This window comes from Streptomyces sp. NPDC002926, from assembly GCF_053591755.1.
The window spans coordinates 502,379-514,432 of record NZ_JBSFUK010000002.1; the positions used below are offsets into that span (position 1 = coordinate 502,379).

General features: G+C 68.0%; 10 protein-coding genes. 5 read left to right on the forward strand and 5 right to left on the reverse strand.

Annotated elements, in window-relative coordinates; translation table 11 throughout:
* Positions 1 to 83 precede the first annotated feature (83 nt).
* From ACWDZ6_RS05615 to ACWDZ6_RS05630, 4 genes are all read right to left on the reverse strand, one after another.
* The gene (locus tag ACWDZ6_RS05615; protein ID WP_451501795.1) at positions 84 to 971 is read right to left on the reverse strand and encodes a Yip1 family protein; all 888 of its coding nucleotides are present in this window, start codon (positions 969 to 971) and stop codon (positions 84 to 86) included.
* A 220-nt stretch (positions 972 to 1,191) separates the two neighbouring features.
* Positions 1,192 to 2,271 (reverse strand): FG-GAP repeat domain-containing protein, encoded by a 1,080-nt coding sequence (locus ACWDZ6_RS05620; protein ID WP_451501796.1) that lies wholly within the window; start codon positions 2,269 to 2,271, stop codon positions 1,192 to 1,194.
* 457 nt (positions 2,272 to 2,728) lie between these two features.
* On the reverse strand, positions 2,729 to 4,999 hold the full coding sequence (locus ACWDZ6_RS05625; RefSeq protein WP_451501797.1) for a heterodisulfide reductase-related iron-sulfur binding cluster: 2,271 nt from the start codon (positions 4,997 to 4,999) through the stop codon (positions 2,729 to 2,731).
* 130 nt (positions 5,000 to 5,129) lie between these two features.
* Positions 5,130 to 5,687 carry a sugar transferase gene (locus tag ACWDZ6_RS05630; RefSeq protein ID WP_451501798.1) on the reverse strand — a complete coding sequence of 186 codons (558 nt, stop codon included), beginning with the start codon at positions 5,685 to 5,687 and terminating at the stop codon, positions 5,130 to 5,132.
* Between the two features lie 251 nt (positions 5,688 to 5,938).
* On the opposite strand from ACWDZ6_RS05630, the gene dnaK reads away from it, so the two are divergent.
* The 4 genes from dnaK to ACWDZ6_RS05650 are packed head-to-tail and all read left to right on the forward strand — an operon-like array spanning position 5,939 to position 10,111.
* A complete protein-coding gene (gene dnaK / locus ACWDZ6_RS05635; protein ID WP_451501799.1) occupies positions 5,939 to 7,792 on the forward strand; it encodes a molecular chaperone DnaK in 1,854 nt (617 codons plus the stop codon).
* Positions 7,789 to 8,430, forward strand: coding sequence for a nucleotide exchange factor GrpE (gene grpE / locus ACWDZ6_RS05640; protein ID WP_326651460.1), 642 nt, complete (start codon positions 7,789 to 7,791; stop codon positions 8,428 to 8,430). The genes dnaK and grpE overlap by 4 nt, the downstream gene beginning before the upstream one ends.
* A 30-nt stretch (positions 8,431 to 8,460) precedes the next feature.
* On the forward strand, positions 8,461 to 9,645 hold the full coding sequence (gene dnaJ, locus ACWDZ6_RS05645) for a molecular chaperone DnaJ (RefSeq protein ID WP_351461945.1): 1,185 nt from the start codon (positions 8,461 to 8,463) through the stop codon (positions 9,643 to 9,645).
* A gap of 4 nt (positions 9,646 to 9,649) precedes the next feature.
* Complete coding sequence (locus ACWDZ6_RS05650; RefSeq protein ID WP_326651462.1) at positions 9,650 to 10,111, forward strand: heat shock protein transcriptional repressor HspR; 462 nt, start codon at positions 9,650 to 9,652, stop codon at positions 10,109 to 10,111.
* A 179-nt stretch (positions 10,112 to 10,290) separates the two neighbouring features.
* On the opposite strand, the gene ACWDZ6_RS05655 is transcribed toward ACWDZ6_RS05650, so the two are convergent.
* Complete coding sequence (locus ACWDZ6_RS05655) at positions 10,291 to 11,274, reverse strand: helix-turn-helix transcriptional regulator (RefSeq protein ID WP_326651464.1); 984 nt, start codon at positions 11,272 to 11,274, stop codon at positions 10,291 to 10,293.
* A gap of 434 nt (positions 11,275 to 11,708) precedes the next feature.
* On the opposite strand from ACWDZ6_RS05655, the gene ACWDZ6_RS05660 reads away from it, so the two are divergent.
* Complete coding sequence (locus ACWDZ6_RS05660) at positions 11,709 to 12,029, forward strand: Rieske (2Fe-2S) protein (protein WP_142214562.1); 321 nt, start codon at positions 11,709 to 11,711, stop codon at positions 12,027 to 12,029.
* Positions 12,030 to 12,054 lie beyond the last annotated feature (25 nt).

The following is a 12,054-nucleotide window of genomic DNA, read 5'->3' on the forward strand; positions in this document are numbered from 1 at the left end:
GACGAACAGCCCCTCAGCACGGACATGGAGGAGGCCCCCGGATCGTTCCGGGGGCCTCCTCGCGTCCTGGGTGCTGGGCAGTCCTAGATCGTGCCCAGCTTGATGATCGACAGCAGCGCGATCAGCTGGATCGCCGACGCGCCCAGCGCCTTCGGCCACGGCAGATCGTGTGACTTGCTCACCATCGACGTGAACAGCGCTCCCGCAGCCAGCCACGTCGCCCAGCCCAGCCCCTGGACCAGGGAGTTCTCGCCGCCCAGGAAGAGGGCGAAGATCAGGCGCGGGGCGTCCGTGATCGACATGATCAGCATGGAGAGGCCGACCGTCGGCTGCCAGGCGCCGTCGCCGCCGAGCTGACGGGCCAGGGTGTGGGTCACCGCGCCCAGGATCAGGCCGCCGATGACGAACGCGACCGCCGTCGTCAGTACGTACGGGATGGCCGAGGAGATCGTCGCGTTGATCGTCTCCTCGCGGGCCTTGTCGAAGCCGAAGATCGCGAGCATTCCGTAGAGAAACGTCACGATCAGCGCGGGGCCCCACACCGGGTAGTCGCGCATCTGCCAGAACGTCGGTCCCGGGCGCAGCACGATGCCGCTCAGCAGCTGCTTCCAGTGCAGACGCGGGCCGGCCGGGGCGGCAGCGGCCGCGCCCGCGCGGTAGGTCGCGCCGTCGCCGTACGGGTCCTCGTTGACGCTGAACGCCTGGGTGTGGCCAGGGTTGTTGGCGTACGGGTCACCGTGCGGGGGCTGCTGGTACGGGTCGCCGAAGTACTCCGGTTCGCCGTACGGGCCCTGAGGCCGCTGCTGAGGGTGACCGCCGCCGGCCCGGGGCCACTGCGGGGGTTGCTGCTGCTGCGCATACGGCGGCGCCGCACGGCCGCCTCCGCCCCGGTAGGGCGGCGGCGGTGCCTGCTGCGGTTGCTGCTGCGAGGTGCGGTTGTCCCGGCCGCGTCCGATCCTGAATCCAGCCACGTATTCGAACGTACCTGGTCCCGGAGAGTGAGGTACTCCACCCAGGGGAACAAGCGGCCCTTTGCTGCGGAGCTGTGACATCCCCTAGGGGAAAGTCCGGGGGTCGGCCGGAGTGCCCTCAGCTGGGCATTCGAAGGGCATTCGATGGGGCGATGGGCGTACGGCGGGCGTACGCACGGCGGGCACTGGGCCGGCAGTGCGACAGGCGGGTTGCAGGTGGTCAGGGCAGGAAGAGCGACGTACTGAAGGTCAGCAGCGCGCGCGTCCGCTCCGCCGCCGGAAACAGGGCCACGACGTCCGCGTGCTCACCGCGGTGCGTACGTGTCACCACGTCAGGCCGCTTGTCGCCGTCGAAGTCCGCATACACGAGGACGTCGGTCGCGGGGCTCGACTCGCCGGACGCAAGCGCGGGGCCGGGCGGGAGCCGTACCGGCTCGCTGCGGTAGCTGCCGCCCGCGCGACCGGGGCCGTCGGGGCTGCCGAGCAGCAGCTTGCCCTTGGCCGCCGCGCCCGGCCCCGGGACGCGGGCCGAGACCACCAGGTCGTCGTAGCCGTCGTCGTTGGTGTCCGCCTCGGGTGCCGGAGCCGAGAGCGCAGGGCCGCCGCCCGGGACAGGCGCAGTGGCGGCGCGCGGGGCGCCGGCGCGGGTGAAGGGGCCGCGCAGGAAGCTGACGCGGCCCGCCGAGGCGGTGACCGCCAGGTCGGTGCTGCCGTCGCCGTCGAAGTCGCCGCAGACGGGGTGGTCGGGCCAGTCGTTTCCGTATCTCGCCCTGTCGGGGATGCGGAGGACGGCAGCCTTGCCGCCGAGGCCGGTGGGGGATCCGAAGAGGAGCTGGAGCGGTACGGGCGGTCGGCCGATGCCGTTGTACGGCGGGTCCGTGGCGACGATCAGGTCCGCGAAGCCGTCCTTGTCGAGGTCGCAGGAGGCCTCGGCGTCGAAGGCGGCCGGGAGGGTGCCGTCGACGGGTGCGGCGTTGGCGCGCGGGGTGAGGATCTGGCGGCGGGCGGGGTCCAGGCGGCGCACGGCGGCGGTGCCGTAGACGACACCGATGCCCGCGTCGTCGCCGTGGCTGTCGTCGGGGGCCTTCACCAGGTCGTTCAGCACGAGATCGCGATGGCCGTCGCCGTTGAAGTCCTCGGGGACGCTGCTGCCGGAGCCGCGGGGGACGGGGAGGCGCGGGGTGGCTCCCCGGCCGGCGAGCGGGGCGGTGTCGCCGTTCTTGGCGGCGGCGGGCCGGTCGGGCTCGGGGCTGCTCGTGCAGCCCGTCAGCAGCAGTGCGCAGAAGCAGGCGGCGCTCATTGCCGCTGCTGCCGCCGTTTGTATCCGCACGACCCACCCCGTCCGTCTCTTCTGTGCTCAGTCGCCCCACGATGCTCGTTCGGCTGTCGCGGCAGGGCAATGGATCCGTCGTGATCGCAGGCCGATGGTTATACGGTGCGTAGTGGGGCGGGTGTGGAATGCAGTCCCTTGTGGAAATTGAGTGGGTTCACCGGAGCGTGCTCTGCCTGAATGCCAGGGTTGTTACATTCCCGGTGGATGGTGCAAACATCCCATCCGTAATGTCATGGACGTCGTCGTGGCAAAGAGCGACAGACACGATAAACCAGACAGCGGATCACCCTGGGAGAGCACCACACGCCGGACGACATTCAGATCCGCCGATCCCCGCCGGGGGAGTCCGTACAGACGGGAGCGGCCGGATCTGCCGAGGCAGATCCGGCCGCTCCCGTGTTGCGTACGGACTACTTCACCGGCCCTACTTCACGGGCTCGGGCTCCGGCGCGTCCTTGGACTCCTCGGAGGCGGCCGGGTCGGCCGGAGGCGTGCGCACCGAGTCGAGCAGCAGCTGCGCCACGTCCACGACCTGGAGCGATTCCTTCGCCTTGCCTTCGTTCTTCTTGCCGTTCACCGAGTCCGTGAGCATGACCAGGCAGAACGGGCAGGCGGTGGAGACGATGTCCGGGTTCAGCGAAAGGGCCTCATCGACACGCTCGGTGTTGATGCGCTTGCCGATCCGCTCCTCCATCCACATCCGGGCACCACCGGCGCCGCAGCAGAAGCCGCGCTCCTTGTGGCGGTGCATCTCCTGCTGGCGCAGGCCGGGGACGGCGGACATGATCTCGCGCGGCGGCGTGTAGACCTTGTTGTGACGGCCCAGGTAGCAGGGGTCGTGGTAGGTGATCAGACCCTCGACCGGCGTCACCGGAATCAGCTTGCCCTCGTCGATGAGGTGCTGGAGCAGCTGCGTGTGGTGGATGACCTCGAACTCGCCGCCCAGCTGCGGGTACTCGTTCGCGATCGTGTTGAAGCAGTGCGGGCAGGTGGCGACGATCTTCTTCGACGACTTGGGCTTCTTCGTCGAGGGGTCCTCGTCGTCCTCGCCGTACGCCATGTTCAGCATGGCCACGTTCTCCTGGCCGAGCTGCTGGAACAGCGGCTCGTTGCCCAGGCGCCGGGCCGAGTCACCCGTGCACTTCTCGTCGCCGCCCATGATCGCGAACTTCACGCCCGCGATGTGCAGGAGCTCGGCGAAGGCCTTGGTGGTCTTCTTCGCCCGGTCCTCCAGGGCGCCCGCGCAGCCGACCCAGTACAGATAGTCGACTTCGGACAGGTCCTCGACGTCCTTGCCGACGATCGGGACCTCGAAGTCGACCTCCTTGGTCCACTCGACGCGCTGCTTCTTGGCAAGACCCCAGGGGTTGCCCTTTTTCTCCAGGTTCTTGAGCATCGTGCCCGCCTCGGACGGGAACGCGGACTCGATCATCACCTGGTAGCGGCGCATGTCGACGATGTGGTCGATGTGCTCGATGTCGACCGGGCACTGCTCCACGCACGCACCGCAGGTGGTGCAGGACCAGAGCACGTCCGGGTCGATGACGCCGTTCTCCTCGAGCGTCCCGATCAGCGGACGCTCGGCCTCGGCGAGGGCCGCCGCCGGCACATCCTTGAGTGCCTCGGCCGAAGCCTTCTCCTCGCCCTCCATCGTCTTGCCGCCGCCGGCCAGCAGATACGGGGCCTTGGCGTGCGCGTGGTCGCGCAGCGACATGATCAGGAGCTTCGGCGAGAGGGGCTTTCCGGTGTTCCAGGCGGGGCACTGCGACTGGCAGCGGCCGCACTCGGTACACGTGGAGAAGTCGAGGATGCCCTTCCAGGAGAACTGCTCCACCTGGGATACGCCGAAGACGTCGTCCTCGCCCGGGTCCTCGAAGTCGATCTCCTTGCCGCCGCTCGTCATCGGCAGGAGCGCGCCGAGCGCGGTCGAGCCGTCGGCGTTCCGCTTGAACCAGATGTTCGGGAAGCCGAGGAAGCGGTGCCAGGCGACACCCATGTTGGTGTTGAGCGAGACCGTGATCATCCAGATCAGCGAGGTGCCGATCTTGATCATCGCGGTGAAGTAGATGAGGTTCTGGAGCGTCCCGAGGCTGAGCCCCTTGAAGACGAGGACCAGCGGATACGAGACGAAGTAAGCGGCCTCGTAGCCCTCGACATGGTGGATCGCGCCCTCGAGCCCGCGCAGGGCGAGGATCGCGAGACCGATGGTGAGGATGACGTACTCGACGAAGTACGCCTGCCAGGCCTTGGAGCCGGCGAAGCGCGACTTGCGGCCCGCCCGGGAGGGCAGGTTCAGCAGCCGGATCGCCATCAGCACGACGATGCCGACGACGGTCATCAGGCCGATGAACTCGATGTACATCTCGAACGGCAGGAAGCCGCCGATGACCGGCAGCGTCCAGTCCGCCTGGAAGAGCTGTCCGTATGCCTGCGCCAGCGTCGGCGGCAGGGTGAGGAAGCCGATCGCGACAAACCAGTGGGCGAAGCCCACGATCCCCCACCGGTTCATCCGGGTGTGGCCGAGGAACTCCTTGACCAGGGTGATCGTGCGCTGCTTGGGATTGTCGGTACGGCTGCCCGCGGGCACGGCCTGGCCGAGCCTGACGAACCGGTAGATCTGCGCGACGGCTCGGGCGATGAGCGCAACGCCGACCACGGTCAGGACCAGCGACACGATGATCGCGGCGAGTTGCATTTGGGGGCTCCTCGGGCCTGCGAGGGTGGGATTCGGCGACTTCTACTAAGCGGTAACTTATTCAGTCCGTTGCTGAGAGTACCCACTTATTGCGCCGCACTGTAGCCGCGCACGCGGTGATCTGTGTCGCTCAGGCAAGCCTGACCGGGCGGGCCCGGCGAGGACGGACCGGAGCGGGCCCGGTGAAGGCGGCCGGAAGGGTCCGGACCAGGATCAGCAGGTCCAGTCCCAGCCAATACTCCTCCATGTAGTGCAGATCGAGCACGGCCATCTCCTCCCAGGGGAGTTCGGAGCGTCCGCTGGTCTGCCAGAGGCCGGTGATGCCGGGGCGTACGCCGAGACGGGCGCGGCCGGCTGCCGTGGCGGGCCCGGAGTTCCCCGGCGGCAGCGGCCGGGGGCCGACCAGCGACATCTCGCCGCGCGCCACATTGATCAGCTGGGGCAGCTTGTCGAGGAAATGGTCGCGCAGTGCCCGTCCGACGGGTGTGCTGCAGCGGGTGCCGGCCCGTCGGGTGCGGAACGTCAGCATTGCAAAGGTGCGGCCGCCGAGACCGGCCCGGTCCTGGCGGGTCAGTACGGGCCCCGGAGAGGTGAGCGCGACCGCCGCGGTGACGGCGAGCAGTGCCGGGGACAGGAGCATCAGCAGGATCAGACTGCCCGTCAGATCGACGGCTCGCTTGGCAGGCATGGGTACACGCCTTTCATCACGATTGGAAGTTATTAACCGATTTTTCGGCTTTGACTCTCGCAGATGAACGCTTTGCGCAACCGTGCGCCACGCGCGTGGGCCCCTTGGCTGCGGGGCAGGCGCAGGAGTCGGCAAGGGTGCACGTAAGTGCCGGATAAAACTTGAGTGGGGCCGACTCATGTCTGTTGACTCGTAGGACCCGGTCATGCATCCTTGAGCCAGATCCACTCAAGTCAGCTGGAGGAATTGAAATGGCACGTGCGGTCGGCATCGACCTGGGCACGACTAACTCCGTCGTCAGCGTTCTGGAGGGCGGAGAGCCCACCGTCATCACCAACGCCGAGGGTGCCAGGACCACGCCGTCCGTCGTCGCCTTCGCGAAGAACGGTGAGGTGCTGGTCGGCGAGGTTGCGAAGCGTCAGGCAGTCACGAACGTCGACAGGACCATCCGGTCGGTCAAGCGCCACATGGGCACCGACTGGAAGATCGAGCTCGACGGGAAGCACTTCAACCCGCAGCAGATGAGTGCCTTCATCCTGCAGAAGCTGAAGCGCGACGCGGAGTCCTACCTCGGCGAGAAGGTCACCGACGCGGTCATCACCGTACCGGCGTACTTCAACGACTCCGAGCGTCAGGCGACCAAGGAGGCCGGTGAGATCGCGGGCCTGAACGTCCTGCGTATCGTCAACGAGCCGACCGCGGCCGCGCTGGCCTACGGCCTCGACAAGGACGACCAGACCATCCTGGTCTTCGACCTCGGTGGCGGCACCTTCGACGTCTCGCTGCTGGAGATCGGCGACGGAGTCGTCGAGGTGAAGGCGACCAACGGTGACAACCACCTCGGTGGTGACGACTGGGACCAGCGCGTCGTCGACTACCTGGTGAAGCAGTTCGCCAACGGTCACGGCGTCGACCTGGGCAAGGACAAGATGGCTCTCCAGCGTCTCCGCGAGGCCGCGGAGAAGGCGAAGATCGAGCTGTCGTCCTCGACCGAGACGAACATCAACCTCCCGTACATCACGGCCTCCGCCGAGGGCCCGCTGCACCTGGACGAGAAGCTCACCAGGGCTCAGTTCCAGCAGCTCACCGCGGACCTGCTCGAGCGCTGCAAGACCCCGTTCCACAACGTCATCAAGGACGCCGGCATCCAGCTGTCCGAGATCGACCACGTGGTCCTGGTCGGCGGCTCGACCCGGATGCCCGCCGTCGCCGAGCTCGTCAAGGAGCTCACCGGCGGCCAGGACGCCAACAAGGGTGTGAACCCGGACGAGGTCGTCGCCATCGGCGCCGCGCTCCAGGCCGGTGTCCTCAAGGGTGAGGTCAAGGATGTCCTGCTCCTCGACGTGACCCCGCTGTCCCTCGGTATCGAGACCAAGGGCGGCATCATGACCAAGCTCATCGAGCGCAACACCACGATCCCGACCAAGCGGTCCGAGATCTTCACGACGGCCGAGGACAACCAGCCGTCCGTGCAGATCCAGGTCTACCAGGGCGAGCGCGAGATCGCGGCGTACAACAAGAAGCTCGGGATGTTCGAGCTGACCGGTCTGCCGCCGGCCCCGCGCGGGGTCCCGCAGATCGAGGTCGCCTTCGACATCGACGCCAACGGCATCATGCACGTGACCGCGAAGGACCTGGGCACGGGCAAGGAGCAGAAGATGACCGTCACCGGCGGCTCCTCGCTGCCGAAGGACGAGGTCGACCGGATGCGCCAGGAGGCCGAGCAGTACGCGGACGAGGACCACCGTCGCCGCGAGGCCGCCGAGAGCCGTAACCAGGGCGAGCAGCTCGTCTACCAGACCGAGAAGTTCCTCAAGGACAACGAGGACAAGGTTCCCGGCGATGTGAAGACCGAGGTCGAGACCGCGCTCACCGAGCTGAAGGAGAAGCTCAAGGGCGAGGACACGGCCGAGATCCGTACGGCAACCGAAAAGGTCGCCGCGGTCAGCCAGAAGCTCGGCCAGGCGATGTACGCCAACGCCGCGCCCGAGGGCGGCGCTCCCGGCGCCGACGCGCCCGCCGGTGAGCAGGCCAAGGCCGAGGACGATGTCGTGGACGCCGAGATCGTGGACGACGAGAAGGACGCCAAGGGTGGTGCGGCGTGACCGAGGAGACTCCGGGCTTCGACGAGAAGCCTGACGTCCCCTCCGGCGCCACACCTGACGACGCCGCCGAATCCGCCGAGTCCTCCGAGAAGGAGGGCCCGGCGGCCCCGGCAGGGGACGCAGCAATGATCGTCGGCCTGACGGCACAGCTGGACCAGGTCCGCACGGCGCTCAACGAGCGCACGGCAGACCTCCAGCGGCTCCAGGCCGAGTACCAGAACTACCGCCGTCGCGTGGAGCGCGACAGGATCACGGTCAAGGAGATCGCCACGGCGTCCCTTCTGACCGAGCTCCTGCCCGTACTCGACGACATCGGTCGCGCCCGTGATCACGGGGAGCTGGTGGGCGGGTTCAAGTCGGTTGCCGAGTCTCTCGAGACGGCCGCCGCCAAGATGGGCCTGCAGCAGTTCGGCAAGGAGGGCGAGCCCTTCGACCCGACGATCCACGAAGCCCTGATGCACTCGTACGCACCGGATGTCGCGGAGACCACGTGCGTCGCGGTCCTGCAGCCGGGGTATCGCATCGGCGAGCGGACCATCCGCCCCGCGCGGGTCGCGGTGGCCGAGCCCCAGCCGGGCGCGGCCCCGAAGGACGAGACGGCGACCGACGAGGAGAGCGGTGGCCCGGAAGAGGGCTGACGCAATGATCATCCGAGAGGAGGGACGTCGATGAGCACGAAGGACTTCGTCGAGAAGGACTACTACAAGGTTCTCGGCGTCCCGAAGGATGCCACCGAGGCCGAGATCAAGAAGGCGTACCGGAAGCTCGCGCGCGAGTTCCACCCGGACGCCAACAAGGGCGACGCCAAGGCCGAGGGTCGCTTCAAGGAGATCTCCGAGGCCAACGACATCCTCGGCGATCCCAAGCGGCGCAAGGAGTACGACGAGGCGCGCGCCCTCTTCGGCAACGGTGGCTTCCGGCCGGGTCCCGGCGGCCCCGGCGGCACTTTCAACTTCGACCTGGGCGACCTCTTCGGAGGCGCCCAGGGCGGGACGCAGAGTGGCGCCGGAGGCTTCGGCGGCGGTCTCGGCGATGTGTTCGGCGGCCTGTTCAACCGTGGCGCCGCCGGCACGGGTACGCGTACCCAGCCGCGCCGTGGCCAGGACATCGAGTCCGAGGTGACGCTCAGCTTCACCGAGGCGGTGGACGGGGCCACGGTCCCGCTGCGGATGTCCAGTTCGGCGGCGTGCAAGGCGTGTTCGGGCACCGGCGACAGAAACGGTACGCCTCGGGTGTGCCCGACCTGTGTCGGCACCGGCCAGGTCTCGCGCGGCGGCAGCGGCTCCTTCTCGCTCACCGACCCGTGCGTGGACTGCAAGGGCCGCGGTCTGATCGCACAGGACCCCTGCGACGTCTGCAAGGGCAGCGGGCGCGCCCGCTCCTCGCGCACCATGCAGGTCCGTATCCCCGCGGGCGTCTCCGACGGCCAGCGGATCCGGCTGCGCGGCAAGGGCGCACCGGGCGAACGAGGCGGCCCGGCCGGCGACCTGTATGTCGTCGTACATGTCGGTGCCCACTCCGTCTTCGGCCGAAAGGGCGACAACCTCACGGTCACGGTGCCCGTCAGCTACGTGGAGGCGGCGCTCGGCGGCGAGGTGAAGGTGCCGACCCTCGGCGGTCCCCCGGTCACGCTGAAACTGCCCGCCGGGACGCCCAACGGCCGTACGATGCGTGCCCGCGGCAAGGGTGCGGTCCGCAAGGACGGCACCCGCGGCGACCTGCTGGTCACCGTCGAGGTCGCGGTCCCCCAGGAGCTGAGCGACAAGGCGAGGGAAGCGCTGGAGGCCTACCGCGAAGCCACCGCGGAGGAGGACCCGCGGGCCGAGCTGTTCCAGGCCGCGAAGGGAGCATGAGGCAATGGACGGACGTCGCCGACAGTATTCAGCTGTCAGCAGGGCTTACGAACTGACCGACGAGTCGCCGGTGTACGTGATCTCGGTGGCGGCGCAGCTCTCGGGTCTGCATCCGCAGACCCTGCGGCAGTACGACCGGTTGGGTCTGGTCTCGCCGGACCGTACGGCAGGCCGGGGCCGGCGCTACTCCGCCCGCGACATCGAACTGCTGCGCACCGTCCAGCAGTTGTCGCAGAACGAGGGCATCAACCTGGCCGGGATCAAGCGCATCATCGAACTGGAGAACCAGGTGGCGGCCCTCCAGCAGCGGGTGGTCGAGCTGTCGGCGGCCGTGGACGGCGCGGCGGCGGCGATGCAGCAGCGCGAGGCGCAGGTGCATGCCTCCTACCGGCGCGATCTGGTGCCGTACCAGGATGTGCAGCAGGCGAGCGCGCTGGTGGTCTGGCGGCCCAAGCGTCCCGAGTAGCGCCGGAGTCGTGTCCCGAGCAGAACCGCAGTTGTGCGGCTGAGGGGCCGGAGAGCGAGTCGCTCTCCGGCCCCTCAGCCGTGTGAAACATGTGACGGGACGCCAGCTTCTTACGTTCCCTTCTCGCTGCGGCGTTCCCAATGCAAACGGTCCCGCCGGCCGCCCCGCTGTCCCGGGCCTCAGCCCTCGTGCTCCAGAATCCCCGACTGCGCGATGAGATAGCCGAGTTGGGTCCGGCTGCCGCTGCCCAGCGCGGAGCCCAGCTTGGCGATATGGGCACGGCAGGTACGGACGTTCATGCCGAGCCGCCGGGCGATGGCCTCGTCCACATGGCCCTCGACCAGCAGCTTGGCGATCGAGCGCTGGACGCCTGTGATGCCGTCCAGCGGTGGGCCGTAGGAGACCTGCTCCTCCCACGGGATGCCGTGCAGCCAGAACTGCTCGAAGACGCCGACGAGATACTCGACGATTCCCTTGTGCCGTAGCTCAAGTGCCGAGAGTCTGTCGCTACTTGCCGGTATGAACGCCACTTTCCGGTCGACAATGATCAGCCGGTCGATGATCTCCTCGAGCGTGCGCACCTCCACGCCGGACGGGCCGACCTGCTCCATGTAGGAGAGTGTGGCCGGGTGGTGGCGGGCCGTGTGCTGGTAGAGCGTCCGCATCCGTACGCCGCGGTCGATCAGCGGCTCCACGCGGCGCAGAGCCTTCTCCAGGATGTGCGGCTGCCGCCCGCTGCCGGGCTGCACCGTGAGGAGCTCCTCCGAACACTCTGCGGTGACCTGGTCAAGGGTTGTGTTGATGCGGTTGAGACCCTCGAGGACGGTGATCCCTTGTGGGACGGTGGAGTTCTGAGCACTGAACGCCATGAATGGCTCAAGTGCGTCGGTCAGAGCGACAGTTCGACGTCGGCGCTCTTGGATCTCCCGCTCGATGGGGTGTATCAGCTGTGTCAGCGCAGTGGTCGGTGGAACCGGACGGAGCCACTGAGCGTCGTCGGGATCCGGATGCAGCAGGGCGAGATCGAAGAGGCAGGGTGTGGGTTCCGCCTCTGACCGGGCTATTCGCCCGGTCCGCAGAGCGGTGATGTAGAGAACCTTCCCCGCTTCGCACAGCTCGCCGTCTGCGTGAGGGTGTCCCGTTTCGCCCTCCTTCGATGACATATGCACCCCCTCAGGCTCCTGCATTACAGGAACATGATGCCTGCCGTCGCTGGTGCAAGCGTTCGGAGTGAGACATCGTCTTATGCGCGGGGGAGGAGGAATGATCAAAAGAGGTGGAGATCACCCATGTCTAGGACGCTTCGTGCTCTTTGTGCTCTTGCCATAGCGGCGGCCGCGCTCGGTGCGGTGGCTTCCGGCGAGCCCTCCTGGGGTAGCTCTCCCGCCGGCGCGGTGACGGCAGCCCCTGGCGAACCTTCGTGGGGCTTCGCTCCCGCGGACGCTGTGGCAGCAACGCCCGGTGAGCCCTCCTGGGGTGTCGTCGCGGCAGACGCGGTGCGTACTCCTGGTGAGCCTTCCTGGGGTGTGGCGCCGGCAGATGCCGCGGTTACTCCTGGTGAGCCTTCCTGGGGTGTCGCTCCGGCCCGCACGGACGCATGACCGTTCCACCGGACGACCGGGTCTTCCGGCGTGAAATGGCTACGGCCTACCGATCGGGGTGGCATTTCATCGACCTCGTCACGGCAATCCCCCACCGTGGCGACTCGTTGATGGTCACCCTCTTCGGAGAGCCGATAGTCGTGGCGCGCGAGGAGGACGAGGACGTCCGCGCGTATCGGTGCCTTCGCAGGCCCCGTGGAGCTCCACAGCCCGTCCGCTGTGCCATCCGGTACGGCATGATTTTCGTCAATCTCGATCAGCGGGATCACCAGCTGGTCGAGCCCGACACCACCACCGCCACCCCCCGCAGTGCCTGAGCGGTTCCCCCGTCGTTGTAAATCG

Excerpts from the sequence above, each read along its gene's own strand:
- dnaJ (WP_351461945.1), top strand. The coding sequence starts at position 8,461 with ATGAGCACGAAGGACTTCGTCGAGAAGGACTACTACAAGGTTCTCGGC.
- ACWDZ6_RS05660 (WP_142214562.1), top strand. The coding sequence starts at position 11,709 with ATGACCGTTCCACCGGACGACCGGGTCTTCCGGCGTGAAATGGCTACG.
- ACWDZ6_RS05620 (WP_451501796.1), bottom strand. The coding sequence starts at position 2,271 with ATGAGCGCCGCCTGCTTCTGCGCACTGCTGCTGACGGGCTGCACGAGC.
- ACWDZ6_RS05655 (WP_326651464.1), bottom strand. The coding sequence starts at position 11,274 with ATGTCATCGAAGGAGGGCGAAACGGGACACCCTCACGCAGACGGCGAG.
- ACWDZ6_RS05650 (WP_326651462.1), top strand. The coding sequence starts at position 9,650 with ATGGACGGACGTCGCCGACAGTATTCAGCTGTCAGCAGGGCTTACGAA.
- ACWDZ6_RS05625 (WP_451501797.1), bottom strand. The coding sequence starts at position 4,999 with ATGCAACTCGCCGCGATCATCGTGTCGCTGGTCCTGACCGTGGTCGGC.
- dnaK (WP_451501799.1), top strand. The coding sequence starts at position 5,939 with ATGGCACGTGCGGTCGGCATCGACCTGGGCACGACTAACTCCGTCGTC.
- ACWDZ6_RS05630 (WP_451501798.1), bottom strand. The coding sequence starts at position 5,687 with ATGCCTGCCAAGCGAGCCGTCGATCTGACGGGCAGTCTGATCCTGCTG.